The 19329-nt window shown below is 64.0% G+C and carries 22 protein-coding genes; 13 read left to right on the top strand and 9 right to left on the bottom strand.

Annotated elements, in window-relative coordinates; all coding sequences use genetic code 11:
• The first annotated feature begins 18 nt into the window (after window positions 1-18).
• Genes CHINAEXTREME_RS06555 through CHINAEXTREME_RS06535 form a run of 5 tightly spaced genes read left to right on the top strand, consistent with a single transcriptional unit; the run spans window position 19 to window position 5235 of the window.
• Complete coding sequence (locus CHINAEXTREME_RS06555; protein WP_007139778.1) at window positions 19-606, top strand: V-type ATP synthase subunit E; 588 nt, start codon at window positions 19-21, stop codon at window positions 604-606.
• On the top strand, window positions 603-1703 hold the full coding sequence (locus tag CHINAEXTREME_RS06550) for a V-type ATP synthase subunit C (protein WP_007139779.1): 1101 nt from the start codon (window positions 603-605) through the stop codon (window positions 1701-1703). Before CHINAEXTREME_RS06555 ends, CHINAEXTREME_RS06550 begins: the two co-directional genes overlap by 4 nt.
• Window positions 1700-2035: a V-type ATP synthase subunit F gene (locus tag CHINAEXTREME_RS06545; RefSeq protein WP_007139780.1), complete on the top strand. Its 336-nt coding sequence runs from the start codon at window positions 1700-1702 to the stop codon at window positions 2033-2035. Before CHINAEXTREME_RS06550 ends, CHINAEXTREME_RS06545 begins: the two co-directional genes overlap by 4 nt.
• Before the next feature lie 3 nt (window positions 2036-2038).
• Entirely contained in the window at window positions 2039-3802 is a 1764-nt protein-coding gene (locus CHINAEXTREME_RS06540) for an ATP synthase subunit A (protein ID WP_007139781.1), read from the top strand.
• Window positions 3803-3804: 2 nt separating this feature from the next.
• The gene (locus CHINAEXTREME_RS06535; protein WP_007139782.1) at window positions 3805-5235 is read left to right on the top strand and encodes an ATP synthase subunit B; all 1431 of its coding nucleotides are present in this window, start codon (window positions 3805-3807) and stop codon (window positions 5233-5235) included.
• 102 nt (window positions 5236-5337) lie between these two features.
• Here the strand turns inward: CHINAEXTREME_RS06535 and CHINAEXTREME_RS06530 are convergent, their stop codons facing one another.
• A complete protein-coding gene (locus CHINAEXTREME_RS06530) occupies window positions 5338-5595 on the bottom strand; it encodes a hypothetical protein (protein ID WP_007139783.1) in 258 nt (85 codons plus the stop codon).
• A gap of 63 nt (window positions 5596-5658) precedes the next feature.
• Here CHINAEXTREME_RS06530 and CHINAEXTREME_RS06525 point away from each other — a divergent pair, with 63 nt between their 5' ends.
• The 3 genes from CHINAEXTREME_RS06525 (at window position 5659) to CHINAEXTREME_RS06515 (ending at window position 7215) form a co-directional block, all read left to right on the top strand.
• Window positions 5659-5862 carry a zinc ribbon domain-containing protein gene (locus tag CHINAEXTREME_RS06525; protein ID WP_007139784.1) on the top strand — a complete coding sequence of 68 codons (204 nt, stop codon included), beginning with the start codon at window positions 5659-5661 and terminating at the stop codon, window positions 5860-5862.
• Between the two features lie 84 nt (window positions 5863-5946).
• Window positions 5947-6699, top strand: a complete 753-nt coding sequence (locus tag CHINAEXTREME_RS06520; RefSeq protein ID WP_029601497.1) for a V-type ATP synthase subunit D — start codon at window positions 5947-5949, stop codon at window positions 6697-6699.
• Between the two features lie 87 nt (window positions 6700-6786).
• Window positions 6787-7215: a DUF6276 family protein gene (locus tag CHINAEXTREME_RS06515; RefSeq protein ID WP_007139786.1), complete on the top strand. Its 429-nt coding sequence runs from the start codon at window positions 6787-6789 to the stop codon at window positions 7213-7215.
• A gap of 91 nt (window positions 7216-7306) precedes the next feature.
• Here the strand turns inward: CHINAEXTREME_RS06515 and CHINAEXTREME_RS06510 are convergent, their stop codons facing one another.
• The 3 genes from CHINAEXTREME_RS06510 to pan2 all read right to left on the bottom strand — a co-directional run bounded on the left by CHINAEXTREME_RS06510 (window position 7307) and on the right by pan2 (window position 9714).
• Window positions 7307-7699, bottom strand: a complete 393-nt coding sequence (locus CHINAEXTREME_RS06510) for a DUF5811 family protein (protein ID WP_007139787.1) — start codon at window positions 7697-7699, stop codon at window positions 7307-7309.
• Window positions 7700-7787: 88 nt separating this feature from the next.
• Window positions 7788-8285 (bottom strand): pyruvoyl-dependent arginine decarboxylase, encoded by a 498-nt coding sequence (locus tag CHINAEXTREME_RS06505; RefSeq protein ID WP_007139788.1) that lies wholly within the window; start codon window positions 8283-8285, stop codon window positions 7788-7790.
• Window positions 8286-8481: 196 nt separating this feature from the next.
• Window positions 8482-9714 carry a proteasome-activating nucleotidase Pan2 gene (gene pan2 / locus CHINAEXTREME_RS06500; protein ID WP_076738704.1) on the bottom strand — a complete coding sequence of 411 codons (1233 nt, stop codon included), beginning with the start codon at window positions 9712-9714 and terminating at the stop codon, window positions 8482-8484.
• 333 nt (window positions 9715-10047) lie between these two features.
• On the opposite strand from pan2, the gene CHINAEXTREME_RS22415 reads away from it, so the two are divergent.
• The 3 genes from CHINAEXTREME_RS22415 (at window position 10048) to CHINAEXTREME_RS22160 (ending at window position 11977) form a co-directional block, all read left to right on the top strand.
• On the top strand, window positions 10048-10344 hold the full coding sequence (locus CHINAEXTREME_RS22415; RefSeq protein ID WP_076738703.1) for a helix-turn-helix domain-containing protein: 297 nt from the start codon (window positions 10048-10050) through the stop codon (window positions 10342-10344).
• A complete protein-coding gene (locus CHINAEXTREME_RS06490) occupies window positions 10337-10648 on the top strand; it encodes a hypothetical protein (protein ID WP_007139790.1) in 312 nt (103 codons plus the stop codon). Before CHINAEXTREME_RS22415 ends, CHINAEXTREME_RS06490 begins: the two co-directional genes overlap by 8 nt.
• A 402-nt stretch (window positions 10649-11050) precedes the next feature.
• Window positions 11051-11977 (top strand): hypothetical protein, encoded by a 927-nt coding sequence (locus CHINAEXTREME_RS22160; RefSeq protein ID WP_238593363.1) that lies wholly within the window; start codon window positions 11051-11053, stop codon window positions 11975-11977.
• A gap of 97 nt (window positions 11978-12074) precedes the next feature.
• On the opposite strand, the gene pepF is transcribed toward CHINAEXTREME_RS22160, so the two are convergent.
• Window positions 12075-13919, bottom strand: coding sequence for an oligoendopeptidase F (gene pepF / locus CHINAEXTREME_RS06480; RefSeq protein WP_007139792.1), 1845 nt, complete (start codon window positions 13917-13919; stop codon window positions 12075-12077).
• Between the two features lie 99 nt (window positions 13920-14018).
• Between pepF and CHINAEXTREME_RS06475 the strand changes: the two genes are divergently transcribed.
• Window positions 14019-15422 (top strand): M28 family metallopeptidase, encoded by a 1404-nt coding sequence (locus CHINAEXTREME_RS06475; protein WP_007139793.1) that lies wholly within the window; start codon window positions 14019-14021, stop codon window positions 15420-15422.
• On the opposite strand, the gene CHINAEXTREME_RS06470 is transcribed toward CHINAEXTREME_RS06475, so the two are convergent.
• The 4 genes from CHINAEXTREME_RS06470 to CHINAEXTREME_RS06455 form a co-directional block, all read right to left on the bottom strand.
• The gene (locus tag CHINAEXTREME_RS06470) at window positions 15419-15733 is read right to left on the bottom strand and encodes a NifU family protein (protein ID WP_029601496.1); all 315 of its coding nucleotides are present in this window, start codon (window positions 15731-15733) and stop codon (window positions 15419-15421) included. The genes CHINAEXTREME_RS06475 and CHINAEXTREME_RS06470 overlap by 4 nt on opposite strands.
• Window positions 15734-15799: 66 nt before the next feature.
• Window positions 15800-16042, bottom strand: a complete 243-nt coding sequence (locus CHINAEXTREME_RS06465; RefSeq protein ID WP_007139795.1) for a hypothetical protein — start codon at window positions 16040-16042, stop codon at window positions 15800-15802.
• 64 nt (window positions 16043-16106) lie between these two features.
• Window positions 16107-17060: a tRNA pseudouridine(38-40) synthase TruA gene (truA, locus tag CHINAEXTREME_RS06460; RefSeq protein ID WP_029601495.1), complete on the bottom strand. Its 954-nt coding sequence runs from the start codon at window positions 17058-17060 to the stop codon at window positions 16107-16109.
• A 211-nt stretch (window positions 17061-17271) separates the two neighbouring features.
• Window positions 17272-17643: a carboxymuconolactone decarboxylase family protein gene (locus CHINAEXTREME_RS06455; protein ID WP_029601494.1), complete on the bottom strand. Its 372-nt coding sequence runs from the start codon at window positions 17641-17643 to the stop codon at window positions 17272-17274.
• Between the two features lie 147 nt (window positions 17644-17790).
• On the opposite strand from CHINAEXTREME_RS06455, the gene CHINAEXTREME_RS06450 reads away from it, so the two are divergent.
• On the top strand, window positions 17791-19320 hold the full coding sequence (locus CHINAEXTREME_RS06450) for a sulfatase (RefSeq protein ID WP_029601493.1): 1530 nt from the start codon (window positions 17791-17793) through the stop codon (window positions 19318-19320).
• Window positions 19321-19329: the final 9 nt, after the last annotated feature.

The following is a 19329-nucleotide window of genomic DNA, read 5'->3' as shown; positions in this document are numbered from 1 at the left end:
ACCCCCTTTCTCCCACCAATGAGTTTGGACACAGTCGTAGAAGACATTCGAGAAGAGGCCCACGCGCGTGCGGAGGAAATCCGTAACGAGGGCGAGGCTCGCGCCGAGGAGATCGAATCGGCCGCGGAAGCGGACGCCGAGGAGATCGTCGAGAGCGCCGAGCGAGACGTCGAGCGCGAGATCGAGCAACTGCGCGAACAGCGTCTCTCCAGCGCCAAACTGGAGGCGAAACAGAAGCGCCTGGAGGCTCGTCGTGACGTCCTCGAGGACGTCCACGAGCAGGTCGAAGAAGAGCTCGCCACCCTCGAAGGGGACAGCCGCGAGGAACTGACTCGTGCCCTCCTCGAGGCTGCAAGCGTCGAGTTCGACGACGGCGACGACGTCAGCGTTTACGGTCGCGAGAGCGACCGCGAGCTGATCGAGTCGATCCTCGAGGACGCCGAGTACGACGACTACGAGTACGCCGGCGAGTACGATTGTCTCGGCGGCGTCGTCGTCGAGAGCGAGGGGTCCCGCGTTCGAGTCAACAACACCTTCGACTCCGTGCTCGAGGACGTGTGGGAAGACAACCTCCGGGAGATCAGTAACCGACTCTTCGAGCAATGAACGCGAGTGGCTCGAATCCGGAATCCGGGACTCTCGGTGCGTCGAATCCGGAGTACGTCGTCGGTCGCGTCCGTTCGCGCCGAGCGTCGCTGTTTGCGGACGAGGACTATCGGAAGCTGATCCGGATGGGGCCGAGCGGGATCGCGCGGTTCATGGAGGAATCGGAGTACGAACGCGAGATCAACGAACTCGGAACGCGCTTTTCGGGCGTCGACCTGATCGAGCACGCCCTCAACCGGAACCTCGCGAAGCACTTCCAGGATCTGCTCGACTGGTCCGAGGGTCGACTGTACGACCTCATCGCCCGATATCTCCGGAAGTTCGACGTCTGGAACCTCAAGACGATCATTCGCGGGATCTACACCGATACCGATCCCGAGGAGTACCAGACGGACCTCATCCGCGCCGGCGAACTCGACGATCGCACCCTCGACCGGCTCATGGAGGCCGACGAAATCGAGGACGCGATCGAGATGCTCTCCCGAACCACCTACTACGAGCCGCTCATGGCGGCCTACGATGAGTTCGAGGAGACCGGCGCGCTCGTGCCGCTCGAGAACGCCCTCGACCGGGCGTTCTACGAACGCCTGCTCGAGGACGTCAGCCGTCCGCCGGGCCAGGAACAGCCCCAGGAGGGTCCGGAAGCGAAGTACATCGAGTTCCTCCAGGCCGAGATCGACTTCCGCAACGCCCGTAACGCACTACGACTCGCGCGAAGCGGGACCGACCTCGATCCCGCCAGCTACTACATCGAGGGCGGTGTCCTGTTCGACGAATCGGAGCTGAACCGCCTCGTCGCGGATCAAGACGAGTTGATCGATCACATCGCCGAGAACAAGCGATACGGGGATCGACTCTCGGGAGCACTGGATCGGCTGCGCGATGCTGACAGCCTTATCCAGTTCGAGCACGCAGTGGATGCTGCGTTGCTCCAGTACTCCGATACGCTCTCGAGCATCTACCCGGTCTCGGTTTCGGCCGTGCTGTCGTACATCCTCGCGAAAGAGCGCGAGGTCGAGAACATCCGCGCGATCGCGCGCGGTCGAGAGGTCGGACTCGACGAGAGCGAGATCGAAGAGGAGCTGGTGATCCTATGAGCCAGGAAATCGCGGTCGTCGGCAGTCCGGAGTTCACGACCGGCTTCCGCCTCGCCGGCGTTCGCCGGTTCGAGAACGTCCCGGACGAGGAGAAAGACGCCGAGCTAGACGATGCGGTGGCCGACGTGCTCGAGGACGAGGGCGTCGGGATCGTCGTCATGCACGACGACGACCTCGACTACCTCTCGCGGGGCGTTCGACAGAACGTCGAGACGAGCGTCGAGCCGGTCGTCGTGACCATCGGGAGCGGCACCGGTGGCGGCGGGCTGCGCGACCAGATCAAGCGAGCGATCGGTATCGACCTGATGGAAGAGGACGAAGACAGCGACTAAACTATGAGCCAGGCAGAAGACATCGAATCCGTCGACGAAGACGGTGTAATCGAAAGCGTGAGCGGTCCGGTCGTGACCGCCACGGACCTCGACGCCCGGATGAACGACGTCGTCTACGTCGGCGACGAAGGACTGATGGGCGAGGTCATCGAGATCGAAGGGAACCTGACCACCATTCAGGTGTACGAGGAGACGTCCGGCGTCGGCCCGGGCGAACCCGTCGAGAACACGGGCGAGCCCCTCTCGGTCGACCTCGGACCCGGCATGCTCGACTCCATTTACGACGGCGTCCAGCGTCCGCTGGACGTCCTCGAGGACAAGATGGGAACGGCATTCCTCGACCGCGGGGTCGACGCGCCCGGTATCGACCTCGAGAAGGAGTGGGAGTTCGAGCCCGAAGTCGAGGAAGGCGACGAGGTCGAGCCCGGCGACGTCGTCGGGATCGTCCCCGAGACGGTTACCATCGACCACAAGGTCATGGTGCCGCCGGACTACGAGGGCGGTGAAGTGACCGCCGTCGAGAGCGGCGAGTTCACGGTCGAGGAGACCGTCGTCGAACTCTCCTCCGGCGAGGAGATCCAGATGCACCAGGAGTGGCCGGTCCGTGAGGCCCGACCCGCGGGCAACAAGGAGACGCCGACCGAGCCGCTGGTCACCGGTCAGCGCGTCCAGGACGGCCTCTTCCCGCTCGCGAAGGGCGGGACGGCGGCGATTCCCGGTCCGTTCGGCTCCGGGAAGACCGTCACCCAGCAGCAACTCGCCAAGTGGTCCGACGCGGACATCGTCGTCTACATCGGCTGTGGCGAGCGTGGCAACGAGATGACCGAGGTCATCGAGGACTTCCCGGAACTGCCCGACCCGCAGACCGGGAACCCGCTGATGGCCCGGACGTGCCTCATCGCGAACACGTCGAATATGCCCGTCGCAGCCCGTGAGTCCTGTATCTACACGGGAATTACGATCGCCGAGTACTACCGCGACATGGGCTACGACGTCGCGCTGATGGCCGACTCCACCTCCCGGTGGGCAGAGGCCATGCGCGAGATCTCGAGCCGACTCGAGGAGATGCCCGGCGAGGAGGGGTACCCCGCGTACCTCGCCGCCGCGCTCTCCGAGTTCTACGAGCGAGCCGGCAAGTTCCAGCTGATCAACGGCGACGAGGGATCGATTTCGGTCGTCGGCGCCGTCTCGCCGCCGGGCGGGGACTTCTCCGAGCCGGTCACTCAGAACACGCTGCGTATCGTCAAGACGTTCTGGGCGCTGGACGCCGACCTCGCGGAACGTCGACACTTCCCGTCGATCAACTGGAACGAGTCCTACTCGCTGTACAAGGACCAACTCGACCCCTGGTGGACGGACAACGTCGCCGACGACTGGGCGGAAACCCGTCAGTGGGCCGTCGACGTTCTCGACGAGGAGGACGAACTGCAGGAGATCGTCCAGCTCGTCGGGAAGGACGCGCTGCCGGAGGACCAGCAGCTCACGCTGGAGGTCGCACGCTACCTCCGCGAGGCCTGGCTCCAGCAGAACGCCCTGCACGACGTCGACACCTACTGTGAACCCGAGAAGACCTACCGCATGCTGACGGCCATCAAGACGTTCAACGACGAGGCCTTCGACGCGCTCGACGCCGGTGTGCCACCGGAAGAGATCACGGACGTCGAGGCTGCGCCGAAGCTCAACCGGATGGGCACGGCCGAGGAGTGGGAGGAGTTCATCGACGAGATCGAGAACGACCTCAAAGAACAACTGCGCGAACTGTACTAACGATGAAAGAGTACCAGACTATCACGGAAATCAGCGGTCCGCTGGTGTTCGCCGAGGTCGACGAGCCCGTCGGGTACGACGAGATCGTCGAGATCGAGACGCCACAGGGCGAGACCCTGCGCGGACAGGTACTGGAATCGAGCGAGGGGATCGTCTCGATCCAGGTGTTCGAAGGCACGGGCGGTATCGACCGCAACGCCTCCGTTCGCTTCCTGGGCGAGACGATGAAGATGCCCGTCACCGAGGATCTGCTCGGGCGGGTGCTGGACGGCTCCGGGAACCCGATCGACGACGGCCCGGAGATCGTCCCCGACAAGCGACAGGACATCGTCGGCAAGGCGATCAATCCCTTCTCCCGGGAGTACCCCGAGGAGTTCATCCAGACCGGGGTCTCGGCCATCGACGGCATGAACACGCTGGTTCGTGGCCAGAAGCTGCCGATCTTCTCCGGTTCCGGGCTGCCCCACAACGAACTCGCACTCCAGATCGCCCGCCAGGCGACCGTCCCGGAAGAGGAAGAAGAAGGCGGAGAAGGCTCGGAGTTCGCAGTCATCTTCGGCGCGATGGGGATCACCCAGGAAGAGGCAAACGAGTTCATGGACGACTTCGAGCGCACCGGCGCACTCGAGCGCTCGGTCGTCTTCATGAACCTCGCGGACGACCCCGCAGTCGAGCGGCAGGTCACCCCGCGACTCGCCTTGACTACGGCCGAGTACCTGGCCTTCGAGAAGGACTATCACGTGCTGGTCATCCTGACGGACATGACCAACTACTGTGAGGCGCTGCGCGAGATCGGCGCCGCACGCGAGGAGGTCCCGGGTCGCCGTGGCTACCCCGGGTACATGTACACCGACCTGGCCCAGCTCTACGAGCGGGCCGGTCGAATCGAAGGCAAGGACGGATCGGTCACCCAGATCCCGATCCTGACGATGCCCGGCGACGACGACACCCACCCGATTCCGGACCTGACCGGCTACATTACCGAGGGTCAGATCATGATGGATCGGGACTTAAACAGCCAGGGCATCGAGCCGCCGATCAACGTCCTGCCCAGCCTGTCGCGGCTGATGGACGACGGTATCGGCGAGGGCCTGACCCGCGGGGACCACGGCGACGTCTCCGACCAGATGTACGCCGCCTACGCGGAGGGTGAGGACCTGCGCGACCTCGTGAACATCGTCGGTCGCGAGGCCCTGTCGGAGCGGGACAACAAGTTCCTCGACTTCGCGGACCGCTTCGAGGAAGAGTTCGTCCAGCAGGGGTACGACACCAACCGCTCGATCGACGAGACGCTCGAGCTCGGCTGGGACCTGCTGTCGATGCTCCCGAAGGAGGAACTCAACCGTATCGACGAGGACCTCATCGAGGAGCACTACCGCGAGGACGGCGCCGAGACGGACGCCGAAAGCGAAGAAGCGGTTCAGGCCGACTGATCGGCCCGATTACGATCCGTTCGACGCCTTTTTGCCTTTAATTGTGCGCTGAGCGGAGGGTGACGAGTAACGGGTGACGAGCGACGAGTACGATAGAGAATACTATCGCCGATCGTCCTCGCTGGGTTCATCAGTCCATCCGTACCCGTCGTTTCGGCCGTCCTTAGCGTCGGCTCCGGTTTCGCTCGAGCGAGACTGGGACTGCTTGGGACCGCGTCCGCCGCGTTCCCGAGCGAACCGTTCGGCTTCCGCTCGATCCATAACGGTCGCGTTGGACGTCTCGTCGAGAATGGCGGCCCACAGAGCGACGGTGATCAGGAGCCCGATCAGGAGGACGACGATGACGGCACCAGCGGACATTTGTGTTCAATTATCGGGCCTGCGAATCCAAAGGATTTGTTACCGGAGTGAACAGAGGTTCGTATGAAAGACGACGACCGCGGCTGTCCGAAGTGTGGTCACGAGGAGACGGAGATGGACGAAATCTCGACGACGGGGAGCGGTCTCTCGCGGATATTCGACATTCAGAACCGGCGGTTCGTCGTCGTGAGCTGTACGAACTGTGGCTACTCCGAACTGTATCGATCGCAGTCCTCCGGCGAGATCGTCGACCTGTTCCTCGGATAATCCGTGATTGCCGTCTCGAGTCGGTTACCGTCGCCAGCAAAACTGTAAACAGTTATCCGGCTGCGTCCGCAATCCCCCGACAAGATGGCCAAGGACGTAAAGCCCACCCGCAAGAACCTGATGGAGATCGAAGACCGGATCGAACTCTCCGAACGCGGGCACGGGACCCTAGAGAAGAAACGGGACGGGCTGATCATGGAGTTCATGGACATCCTGGACAAGGCCCAGGACGTCCGTGGCGACCTCGCCGACGACTACGAGGAGGCCCAGAAGAAGATCAACATGGCTCGTGCAATGGAGGGCGACGTCGCGGTCCGGGGTGCGGCCGCCGCGTTGCAGGAACACCCCGAGATCACCACCGAGTCCAAGAACATCATGGGCGTCGTCGTCCCACAGATCGAGTCCTCGCGGGTCTCCAAGAGCCTCGACGAGCGCGGGTACGGGATCATGGGGACCTCGGCGCGCATCGACGAGGCCGCCGAAGCCTACGAGGACCTGCTCGAGAGCATCATCCTCGCCGCGGAGGTCGAGACGGCGATGAAGAAGATGCTCCGCGAAATCGAGACCACCAAGCGCCGCGTCAACGCCCTCGAGTTCAAGCTCCTCCCCGAACTCAAGGAGAACCAGGAGTACATCGAGCAGAAACTCGAGGAACAGGAACGCGAGGAGACGTTCCGCCTGAAGAAGATCAAGGAGAAGAAGGAGGCCGAAGAGGCCGAAGAAGCGGCACGCGAGGCGGCCGAGGAAGCGGAAGCGCCAGAAGGAGACGAGGAAGACGAGGAGGACCTCGAGGAGGTCCAGCCGGATACGGCCGCACAGTCGCCGACGGGTAACTGATCCGACGGCCGGCCCCGTTCCGTCAGTTTCGCACACGGCGTCTCCCCCGACTCGGAACCGATCCGTCCACTACCGATCTTCACGTTCATGTCCTGTTCCGCGTGTGACTCCCCGACGATCGAATTCGTAGTCCCCGAGGAGTACCGCGAATACGCGCCCGAGACCGTTACCGTGGTGTCGGTTTGTACTCGCTGTCTTCGCCTCGAGGCGGCCGAAGGGAGCGATTCCGGTACGGACTCCGATCCCGACCCCGACCCCGAACCCGACCCCGACTTCTCACGCATCGGCGACGGCTTCCCCACGCGCTCGAGCCGGGCGATCCCCCTCGCGCTCGCGATCGACCGGTGTTCCTCGCTCGCGACGAACCGCGAAGCGATCGAGACGCTCCTGCGGGCAGTCGAACGGGCTGGCGCCGACCCGTTGCTCGCGATCGATCGACTCGTCGACGATCCCGGCGTCGACCCGTCGATCGACCTCGAGCGGCGACGTCATCAACTCGAGCAGCTACTGTACTGATCGTCGAGAAGCAATGCTCCGAACGAAGGGCGCTGAGCGCTGGGCGCGGGGAAACGAGTAGACGGAACCGAAATCGAGACGCGGGTTACGGTTACTTTGCCGTCGGCGTCACGTTACTGCCGATCGCCTGTTTGACCTGCAGCGCCGCGCTCGCGGCCAGTCCGCGGGCGACCTCGTCGCGTTCGTCGGCCGTGATGAGCTCCTCCGATCGGTCCTCGAGGTCCGGGCTGAAGCCGGCGCTGACGGCGTGACCGACCGGCGGCCGGACGGCGACGGTCACCTGTGGACCGGTCGCGCTGGTCGACACGTTGGCGTCGACGACGTACTCGTTGGGGAGGTACTCCCGCGTGCGCGCGGCGATCCGGGAGACGTCCCGGTGGAGCGTACGCTTCTGGGTTCGCGAGAGATCGGGAATGTCCGCCGCTGCGCGCTGACCAGCGGCCGTTTCACCCGGCAGCCCTGCGTACGGCGTATTTCCGTTCATGAGAAACGTATGCCCTACCAAAGGGCCGGTGGGTCAAAAGGGTTCGCCTTCGCTCAACGTCGTTGTGCCGTTGCAAGGCCCGAACGCGCTATACGATCGGGTCGCTGTCGCCGTAGACCGCGAGGACGAGCGCGGTGGCGTACTCCCCCGGCTCGGCGCGACTGTTCTCGACGGCGACGTTCGTCTCCCCGAACGACCACTCGCGGAGCTCCTGTCCGGCTGCCAGTCCCTCCCGGACGCGACGCTCGACGTCGTCGGGGTCGGTCTCGCCGGCAGCCTCGTAGAACAGTCCGGGGCCGGAGCCGGGGACCCCGTCGTCACCCGCGGACTGCGACCAGGCGAGCGCGGCGCTGACGCTTCCCGGGCCTGCCGTGGTCGCTCGTCCCTCTACGACGGTCAATCGCTGCCCCGCGGGTCCGAGGTCGGGCGCAGTGCCGACGGCCTCGACGTCGGCGACGGCTGGAATGACCGACGAGACCGCGACGAGGTTGTAGTTCTCGACGCCGGCATCCGCGAGGGCCGCGTCGTACGACGCCATCTCGGTCGGCGCGGTCGCCGACCCCCAGACGACTCTGATCGTGCTCATAGCCCTCCTTGCGGACAGCCGACGTAAGGGGTTGCGATTCGAGTCCTGCTTGGAACGTGAGACGTTCGCGGGCAACGGAACAAGGGAAGGAAGGTGAAAGAGGAAACGAGAAACGGGAAACGGGAAACGGGAAACGGAGTCGCCGACCGAACCCGAACGAGCGCGATCAAATCCGGACTCGAGTTCGATCCGAGACTTACTGGTAGAAGTACCCGGCCGAGGAGACGACGTCGCTCGAGTCCTCGTCTTCGAGTTTCTCTAAGGCCTCGAGGAAGTCCTCGTGGCGGACCTCGTCGCGTTCGTTCCGGATCGCGAACATCCCGGCCTCGGTGGCGAGGCTCTCGATGTCGGCCCCGGAGTACTCGTCGGTCTCGTCGGCCAGTTCCGCGAAGTCGACGTCGTCGCTGACGTTCATCCCGCGGGTGTGGATGTCGAAGATGATCTCGCGGCCCTCCGCGTTCGGCTTGGGCACCTCGATGAGGCGGTCGAACCGGCCGGGACGGAGGATAGCGCGGTCGAGCATGTCGAATCGGTTCGTGGCGGCGATGATCCGGATCTCGCCGCGGGGCTCGAAGCCGTCCATCTCGCTAAGCAGTTGCATCATCGTCCGCTGGACCTCGGCGTCGCCGGAGGTCTTTGACTCGGAGCGAGTCGTGGCGATGGCGTCGATCTCGTCGATGAAGATGATGGCGGGTTCGCGCTCGCGGGCCATCTCGAAGAGGTCACGGACGAGCCGGGACCCTTCACCGATGAACTTGCGGACGAGTTCGGAGCCGGCCATCTTGATGAAGGTGGCGTCGGTCTTGTTCGCGACGGCCTTCGCGAGCATCGTCTTCCCGGTGCCCGGCGGGCCGTATAGCAGAACGCCACTCGGGGGATCGATACCGACCTCCTCGAAGCGTTCGGGCTCGGCCAGCGGCTGTTCGACGGCTTCGCGGACTTCGCGGACCTGTTCGTCGATACCGCCGATGTCCTCGTAACCGACCTCGGGGCGTTCGGTAATCTCCATCGACTGTGCGCGGGCGTCGGTCTCAGCATCGAGGACCGTCTGGATCGCGAAGGAGTCGTTGACGGCGACGCGGTCGCCGGGTTCGACGCGGTCCGCGACCCGCGGGGAGACCTCGGTGAGTACCTCCTGGTTGTTCCCGTGCTGTTTGACGACGACCTCGTCGTCGTCCATCACGTCCTCGACGGTCGCGATGTACAGCGAGGAACTCTTGAGCGTCTCGTTTTCCCGTTCGACGCGGTCGACTTTCTCCCGCAGCCGCGTTCGGCGGTCCTCGGCCTCCTCGAGTTGCTCCGAGAGCTGGTCGTTCACGTCGACGAGATCCTCGAAATGGCCCCGGAGCGCCTCGAGTCGCTCGTCGTCGGGGAGATCCGGATCGATATCGCGATGAGGTCGGTCGGGGATAGACGGACTTCGAGACATCCTGACGTTCGCCGATACGGCCCCGACGATAAATGTGCCTTTGGGTCGCGGACGGATTTCACCCCACACCGTTCGGGAAACTCGATCGGATTTCATCGAATGTAGTCACGGGTGCCTGAACGTGAAACGACGACTGATCGAGTGTAGGTCTAACTGAATCACTGACGCCAATGACGAAACGGCAGATTTTCACCCACCGATACGTCTGTTTCGTGAGAGAATTCGCCGCGTGATGAGAAAATATAAACGCGTATCGAGCAATCAGCGAGATCATCTTTAAGATAAATATATTTATTGGTTAAAGTTAATAAACAGTAGAGAACATCATTGAACGTGGCGGATAACCGAACCCTCCAACTGGTCTGCCAACATGCAGACATACTCGAATCGCTCTGGGAGTCCCCCAAATATAAACGAGAATTGGCGAACGATCGCGGCATTTCGAAAAGTACAGTGTATAATATCCATCAAAAACTCAAAGATAGAGGGTTCATAACGAAACAAGACAGTAAGTATCACTTAACGAAACGCGGTGCAATAGCATTTATCGTATACACAGGGTATAACAATCAAATGAAAATGATTGATGATATTTCAACCAGAAAGGTAGGAGAGTCGAACGATGTATGAAAACCTTTCAGACGTCATCAGGCCGAGACGGACAGTTCTCGTTCCGTTCGCATTTATTTGGACAGTCATCGCTGCCTATTTCGCGTTCCTGCTGGTAGATGCCGGTGAAGCTTCGCTTCCGTTTCAGATCCTCGAACTGATACTCGGTATCCTCATGGCGCCGATAAACGTGCTTGTCCACAGGGTCGGTGACTTCTTTCGAGGAAGTGTTTTCGGGACGGCAATCGGATATCTTCTTCTATTAGCATATTTCTACGCAGTTTCAGTTGCTTTTGGCGTTGTAATTGAATTAGTGAGCCAGTAGTGACGTCCTCCCGCGTCAAAGGGTGCGAGCCCCACACCAGATATCGCCGGGCAGGCCATTTTGACGGTACTAACTTTGTTACAATTCCAACACTCGTACCCCGTGATGAGACTTCGATGTATCTCGTTTTGTCGTTCGAAAGGAGCAGAGTGCCTTTCATAATGACGAAAGAGCGACGCTCTTTCGAACTATATCGGCCGACGAGACCGATTCACTTGGTTGGTTTATCTCTTGTAGTGAGAGATACCGAACCCAATCGTCCGTGCGCGAGACTCGATATAAGCAGCTGGTGACCGGGCTTACGGTATCTCTCAACACACTGGAATCTGTGGTATTGCAACTATTTACCGACATAAATCATTTGGATAAATACATAACTTTATATCCTATAGTAAAGATCGGATGAAAGAAACCAATACCGATAGTCGAGAAAAATACGAGGTTAGCCGTCGGAAAGTGCTGAGTAATGCGGGAATTGCGCTCATAGCTACGGGTATCGGAGTATCCGGAACTACGACTGCTGAAGAAGAGAATCCAAGCCGGGCTATCGACGATTTCTATGTAACCGGAGAACAGATCACGAAGGCGACGATCACTCCAGAAGAAGTCGTAATTGAGAAACGGAAAATCAGTCCTGACCTGGAAGAACGGTATGGGAGGGAGGAGGTCATCGAAGAAACGACGGTATCTCGTCGTGACCCGACGAACGATGACCTCCCAAAAACTGCTGAACGGAAGGAGCGAAGAGAGTGGAAAGCGTATTACGCGCGAGGTGGCGAGTGGGCCTCCCTTTTCGAGTCTGAACCAACTGAGTTAGTTATTAGTGATTTCACAGGGGACGGTCTTCGCACTCAAGAATCGTATCCTTCATTCATCCCAAAATACTACCACGCTGAAGATGACGGCGGGTACGAATTGAAAGGACCGGTAAACATTCTTTCTAATTCGACCGCTGATGCCGACGATCTTGCGAGTGAAATAGCCGACGAGGGAGGGAGTCTCTGGAATACGTTCCCTATCGAGTGGGGGCGCCACATGTACCTCGACGGAGAGTGGGTCGAAAACGAAGCATCGGTCGCGTCCGGTCCGTTCGGGATTATCGGACGTACTCACGGCCGAATTTGGAGCGGACCGGTCGATTTCTACGGTATCGTAGCCGCACATATCGACGATGCCGTCCCCCACGAAGCCGTCTCCTACTTGGAGGCCGAAGAAGAGATCACGGATATGATGGACGGCGAAGATGATCTCTTCGACGCGGAGAATGATCAGCATCCCGGAACCGGAGATGATCTTCTCGATCACAACGGCCGAGTTTCGTTGATATAGTCGCCCAGAGGACGTACTGATCTCATATCGGCATTGGACTGGTTGATAGACGGTGGTCGGTCGTTAGTTCTGCTCCGGTCACGGCACCAGCGTTCACTCAGCCGAGTAGGTCGTCCATCTCGTCGAGCCGGTCGCCGTAGGTCTCGAGCGCGCGGTCGATCGGATCCGACGTGCTCATGTCGACGCCAGCGACCCGCAGCAACTCGAGGGGGTACTCGCGGGAGCCCTGGCGGAGGAACTCGAGGTAGTCCTCGGCGGCGGTCTCGCCCTCCTCGAAGATGCGGTCGGTGATCGCCAGCGCGGCGGAGATCCCGGTCGCGTACTGGTAGACGTAGAACGCCCGGTAGAAGTGCGGAATGCGCATCCACTCGCGGGCGATACGGTCGTCGATCGCCGCGGGTTCGTAGTAGTCGGCCTTGAGCCCCCGGTAGAGGTCGTCCAGCCGGTCCGCGGTCAGCGGTTCGCCCTCCTCCTCGAGCCGGTGGGCCTCGTGTTCGAACTCCGCGAACAGCGTCTGCCGATAGAGCGTCGAGCGCACCCGCTCTAAGAACTCGTTGAGGACGTGTTGTTTGAACTCGGGGTCGTCGACCGTCTCGAGGAGGTGGTTCGTGAGCAGCGCCTCGTTGACCGTGCTGGCCACCTCGGCCACGAAGATCTCGTAGCTCGAGTAGACGTAGGGCTGTTCCTCGGTGGTGAGTTCGGAGTGCATCGAGTGGCCGAGTTCGTGGGCCAGCGTGTACATCGAGGCGACGTCGTCCTGGTAGTTCATCAGGATGAACGGCTGGGTGTCGTAGGTGCCGCCCGAGTACGCGCCGGACTGTTTACCCTCGTTCTCGTAGACGTCGACCCACCGGGACTCCAGCCCCTCGGCGACGCGGGACTGGTACTCCTCGCCGAGCGGTTCGAGCGCCTCGACGACGTACTCGGCGGCCTGGTCGTACTCGAGGTCCGGGCCTCCGTCACCCGTCAGGGGCATGTAGAGGTCCCACATCCGGAGTTCGTCGACCTCGAGGGCCTCGCGTTTGAGGTCGGCGTGGCGATGGAGTTTGTCGAGGTTGTCGTGGACGGTGTCGACGAGCGTGTCGTAGACGTCGACCGGCACGTTGGGCCCGTCGAGGGCGGCTTCGCGGGCGGTGTCGTAGTTGCGGGCCTGCGCGAGTTTCACGTCGGCCTTGACACTGTTCTTGTAGGCCGTCGCGACGGTGTTTCGCATCGACTCCCACTCGTCGAAGTACTCCTCGTAGACCCGCCGGCGGAACTCCCGATCGGGCCGCTTGAGCAGGTTCGTGAAGTTGCTCTGGGTGATCTCGACGCCCTCGCCATCTCGCGGCTCGTCGCCGCTCGACTCGTCCGAGGCGCGTGGCGCCTCGCTGTCCGGCCCCTCGACGGTCGGGAATGCCATGTCCGCGTTCGAGAGCAGGGTGTAGACCTCCCCGGTCGCGCCCGTGACCTCGCCCAGGTCCGCGAGCAGTTCCTCGACCTCCGCCGAGCGCGTGTGGGGTTTCATCCGGAGGACGTCGTCGACGTAGTGGTCGTAGGTCTCGAGGTCCGGCGCTTCGTCGACCATCTCGTCGAACTCCTCGCGGGTCAGTTCCTGGAGTTCGGGCTCGATGAACGAGGCCGCGGACTGTGCGTCGGCCGACAGCGACTGGGCGCGTGCGGTCAGCGCCTGGTAGTGCTGGTCGGTCGTGTCCTCGTCGCGGCGCATTCGGGCGTAGGCCGACACCATCTCGACCTCGCGCATGATCTCCTCGTAGCGTTCGAAGACCTCGAGGAGCGTCCCGGCGTCCTCGGTGACACGTCCCTCGTAGGACTGGAGGTCCTCGATCCGTTCCGAGACGGTCTCGTAGGCCTCTTCCCAGTCGTCGTCGGTCGCGTAGATGCTCTCGAGATCCCAGGTGTACTGCTCGTCGATCTCCGAGCGTTCGGGGACTGAACTCATGCCACGGGTTTCGAAACGAATGTGGTAAAACGTATCGGAGTCCCCGTCCCGGATCGGCCGACGGCTTTTGTCGGTCGGCCGACAACGGGGAGCTAACGCATGAGCGAACGCGACGCGACCGACGACTCCGGCGAACCCGATACGAATCCCACGCTCGAGCGGGCGCTCGGCCGGGCCTGGCGCGACGACCGGCCCTGGGAACTGCTGACCCGGTTGACCGAACTCCCTCACCGGATGGGTGGCTCCGAACACGAACGCCGCGCGGCGGAGCTGGTCGCCGAGGCGTTCGAGAACGCGGGTCTCGAGGCCGTCGAGCACCGTGAGTTCCCGATGCGTCGCTGGCACCGCGGTCGCACCGAGTTCACGGTCGTCCGGGAGGACGCTCCCGAGCGCGATCGACCGTTCGCGGCGATCGCGCTGCCGTACTCGCCGGCTGGTGACGTGGAAGGACCGCTGGTCGACGTCGGCTACGGCACGCCGGAAGAGATCGCGGAGGCCGGCAACGACGCGGGCCTCGAGGGGGCGATCGCCGTCGCGAGTACGACCACGCCCTCGGGCGAGCGGTTCGTCCACCGGATGGAGAAGTTCGGACACGCCGTCGACGCCGGCGCGGACGCGTTCGTCTTCGTCAACCACGTCGAGGGGCAACTTCCGCCGACGGGCGCGCTCGAGTTCGCCGACGAGGCCGACGCCCCGGGGATCGGGGTCAGCGCCGAGACCGGCGACTGGCTCGCGGAGTACGCCGACCGCGGCGCCCGCGCGCGGATCTCGGTCGAGGCGACGACGGAAGACGCCACGAGCCGGAACGTCTCCGGCGTGGTCGGCCCGGACACCGACGAGGAGGTCGTCGTCCTCGCCCACTACGACAGCCACGACGTCGCGGAGGGTGCTCTCGACAACGGCTGTGGGATCGCGACGGTCGCCGGCGCGGCCCCGATCCTCGCGGCCCTCGAGGACGACCTCGAACGCCGGGTCCGACTCGTCGGCGTCGGCTGCGAGGAGATCGGCCTGTTAGGCGCCGAGGCGCTGGCCGAGGAACTCGACCTCGAGTCGGTCCACGCCGTGGTCAACGTCGACGGGGCGGGCCGGTTCCGGAACCTGGTGGCGATAGCCCACGGGTCGGACGACCTCGGCGACCTGGCCGAGCGCGTGACCGGCGAGGCGGGCCAGCCGGTCGTCCGCGACGACGATCCGCACCCGTTCAGCGACCACTGGCCGTTCCTCCGGGCGGGCGTGCCCTCGCTACAGTTACACAGCGATCCGCCCGAAGGCGGCGACCGTGGACGGGGCTGGGGCCACACCGCGGCCGACACCCGGGACAAGGTCGACCCCCGGAACCTGCGGGAACATGCCATGCTGACCGCACTGGTGACTCTCGAGATCGCGGGGACGTCGGTGTCGCGGATCGCGGTCGAGGACCTCCGCGAGCGGCTTCGAGAACAGGAGTACGAGCCGGGGATGCGGGCGGCGGATATCTGGCCCGAGGAGTGGGACGAACGCTAGAACGGGACGTCCGGTGGCACGTCGCGGGAGGTCCCCTCCGCGAGACCGTCGAATCCGGTCGACACCGAGACGACGTCGATGGCTTCGACCTCGGACGGCAGTCGCTGCTGGATCGCCTGGGTCGTCATCGAACTCACGCCACAGCCGCTGCAGGCTCCCGAGAGGGTGATCGAGACGCTCCCGTTCCCGTCCTCGAGGTCCACCTCGGTGATCGCGAAGTCGCCGCCGTGGCCCCGGATCTGGGGGAAGTTCCGCTCGAGAAAGCTGGCGACGGCGGTTCGCACCTCGTCCTCCCGGTCGGAATCGCTCATGCGAACGGGGAGGGACTCGAAATGGATATACCTGTCTTCGTTTTGGTCTTGGTCTTCGTCTTCCACCTACCCCCGCATCTCGGCGTCGACGGCCGTCCGGACGACCCGGGCGACCCCGAGCATCGCGGCGAACGAGCCGGCGAAAAACAGGGCGACGAGCAGGAAGATCCCCAGGCCGACCGCGCCGGGATTGGGGTGAGAGAGCAGCGGCGCAGTGAGACGCACCGAGAGAAAGAGGATCAACGCGCCCCCGGCGACCCGGATCGACGCGCGCCAGTACGCACCGTACTCCTCCGGCGACAGTTCCATGGGCCGACCTGTGTGCCGCGAGATAAAAAGCCTCCCTCTCACATCGACGGCACTCGAGGACCGATCACTCGAGGGAGGAATCCACGTCCGGGGCGTCGACCCCGGCCGCCAGTTGCCCCGCGACCCGCGCGCCAGTCTCCCGTTCGACCGACCGCGCGCCGAAGACGTCGCGAGCGCTCTCGGCCGCGACCGGGTCGACCCGGAACTCGAGTGGATCGGGGTATTCGACGCCGGTGAGCACGAGCGGTTCCGGCGGCGCGGGACCGACCCCCTCGGGGCCGGGAAGGGGCTCGTCCGCGAGGACGCGATCGACCTTCTCGAGGGGCGAGTCGCCGGCTCCGATCTCGCGGACGAGCGAGACGAGTCGCCGGACCAGTTGCCGGGCGAAGCCGTCCGCCTCGACCGTACAGACGAGATAGTCCCCGTCGCGGGTCGCCTCGACGGTCAGCGACCGTTCGGTACGGTCCGGATCGTCGTCGGCGGCGAGATTGTGGTAGTCGTGTTCACCGGAGAGCGCACGACAGGCGGCCTGGATCCGCTCGTCGGAGACGCGAGCCGCGTCGGCGGGCGCGACGGGCGGGATCGGCGGGGTCCGCCGTTCGGAGCCGCCACCCGGAGTCGAACCGTCGGTGTCGTCCTCGAGCGGCGGCGCGTACAGCTGGTAGGTGTACTCCCGCCTCCGGGCATGGTGGGTTGCGTGGAACCCGTCGGGCGCGTCGGCGACGGCCCACGCGCGGACGTCGGCGGGCAGCTCCCCGTTCAGCGCCCGCGGAGTGAGCCAGTCTGGGGCCTCGAAAGCGATCGTCTGCGCGATCGCTGAGACACCTTTGTCGGTCCGGCCGGCGGCGGCATAGCCGGCGGGTCTGACCGCGGGACCGCTGTCGTCGGCGGCGTCCGGATCGAACACCCCGAGCGAGCGCAACGCGGCGAAGATCGCTCCCTCGACGGTCGGGACCGAGGGCTGGCGCTGGAACCCGTGATAATCGGTGCCATCGTAGGCGATCCGGTAGGCGCGCATGGACCCGGAACTCGAGTCGCCGTCGGTACCGGAAGCGGCATCGGCATTGGCATCGGCATCAGCATTGGCATCGGAACCGGCGGTGCCGTCGGCGTCTCCCCCGTCGTTCGACTCCGAGATCGAGGCCGGAAACCGTGGCGCGGGCATGTTCTCGACTCGAGGGACTGGGGCCACGGAGTTAGGGGCGTCGAAGCCGGGGGCGCGGGCGAGGCTACTCTCGGGCTCCGGACCCCGTATCGTCCCCTTCGTCGACCAGGTCGTCGATCCAGCTCAGTGCAGCCATCGCCTGCGGGAACCCGATCGTCGGGATCGAGAGCACGGCGACGTGGCGCAGCGTCTCCGGCGGGACGCCTTCGTCGCGGGCACGCCGGACGTGGGAGTGGACCGCGCCCTCCGACTGGGCGGCGACCGCGAGCGCGAGTTTGACCAGTCGCTTCGTTTCGCCGTCGATCGGGCCGCTGGCGGCACAGACTTCGCCGAGATCGGCGTACCGGTCCCAGACGTCGGGGTACTCCACGGCGAACTCGCCGGCGGTCGACGGCAGTTCCTCGGGGTCTATCGGGTTCTCGGTCTCCTCTGACATGGCCGCAGCGTCAACGCGGAGGGCGTTAACGTTCGGGGTCGAGAAGTCGCGCGAGCGTCGCGTCACGATATCGTGATACCGTGAAGCACCTGCATAGTCCGGGCGGACGGCCTTTTCCATGAGGGGTGGAGTGGGGGTGTACCAACCATGTCGGAATCCAACGGACGTGACTCCGAGTCACATGAGACTGTCAATAACGTGGCGCTTGTCGTCCTCGACACGGCTCGCGCCGCGAGCGTGGGGGAACGGACGACGCCGACCCTGATACAACTCGCCGAGGAGGGGACGGCCTTCGACAACGCCTTCGCGACGGCCCCGTGGACGCTGCCTTCTCACGCCTCGATGTTCACCGGAACCTACCCGTCGGAGCACGGCGCTCACGGCGGACACACCTACCTCGACGGCGACCTCCGGACGCTCCCCGAGGCGTTTTCCGAAGCCGGGTTTCGGACGATAGGCGTCTCGAACAACACGTGGCTGACAGAGGAGTTCGGCTTCCACCGGGGCTTCGACGAGTTGCGGAAAGGGTGGCAGTACATCCAGTCCGACACCGACATGGGAGCGGTCGTTCGGGGAGAGGACCGACGGGAGAAGCTCCAGGCGGCCCGCGATCGGCTCTTCGATGGGAATCCCTTCGTCAACGCCGCGAACGTCCTCTACAGCGAGTTGCTCCAGCCGGCCGGCGACGACGGCGCGGACCGGACGACGACCTGGATCGGCGACTGGCTCGCCGGCCGGGACGACGACCGACCCTTCTTCCTGTTCTGTAACTTCATCGAACCCCACGTCGAGTACGATCCGCCGCGCGAGTACGCCGAGCGGTTTCTCCCCGACCACACGAGCTACGAGGAGGCCGTCGACGTCCGGCAGGATCCCCGCGCCTACGACTGCGGGGACTACGAACTCTCCGACCGCGAGTTCGCCGCCCTCCGTGGCCTGTACCGGGCCGAACTGGCCTACGTCGACGACCAGCTCGCCGAGCTCCGTGCGGCCCTCGAGGATGCGGACGAGTGGGAGGACACCTTGCTGGTCGTCTGTGGCGACCACGGCGAGCACATCGGCGAGCGGGACTTCTTCGGCCACCAGTACAACCTCTACGACACGCTGTTGAACGTCCCGCTGGTCGCACACGGCGGCCCCTTCACGGGCGTCGGCCGGCGGTCCGACCTCGTCCAGTTGCTCGACCTCCCGCTCACGCTGCTCGAGGCCGCCGGCGTCGACGACCCGGCGCTTCGCGACCAGGGGGCGGGGCGGTCGATGTTGCCCGCGGTGACGGCAGCGGGGGACCAGGGTGTGGGAACGAGCGGTACCGCAAACGTCCGCGAAGCCGCCTTCGCCGAATACGTCGCCCCGCAGCCGTCGATCGAGCGCCTCGAGGCCAGGTTCGGCGAGGACGCGATCCCCGAGCGCGTCCGGCAGTTCGACCGTCGGCTCCGGGCGGTCCGCACGCTCGAGTACAAGTACGTCCAGGGCAGCGACGGCTACGAGCGGTTACACCACGTACCGACAGATCCCAGCGAGCGGACGGACCGCAGCGACGAGAACCGGGAGCAGGTTCGGAGGGTACGGAACCGACTCGAGGAGGAACTCGGATCCCTGTCCGGGGAGGCTACAGGCGAGGACGTCGAGATGGGGGCCGGAACGAAAGAACGGCTCGCGGATCTCGGCTACCTCTGACCCGTCGAC

Origin of the sequence: Halobiforma lacisalsi AJ5 (assembly GCF_000226975.2) — an archaeon.
Classification (GTDB): domain Archaea; phylum Halobacteriota; class Halobacteria; order Halobacteriales; family Natrialbaceae; genus Natronobacterium; species Natronobacterium lacisalsi.
Note: the sequence above shows the minus strand (reverse complement) of the source record. Positions and strands in the feature narration are given on the sequence as shown.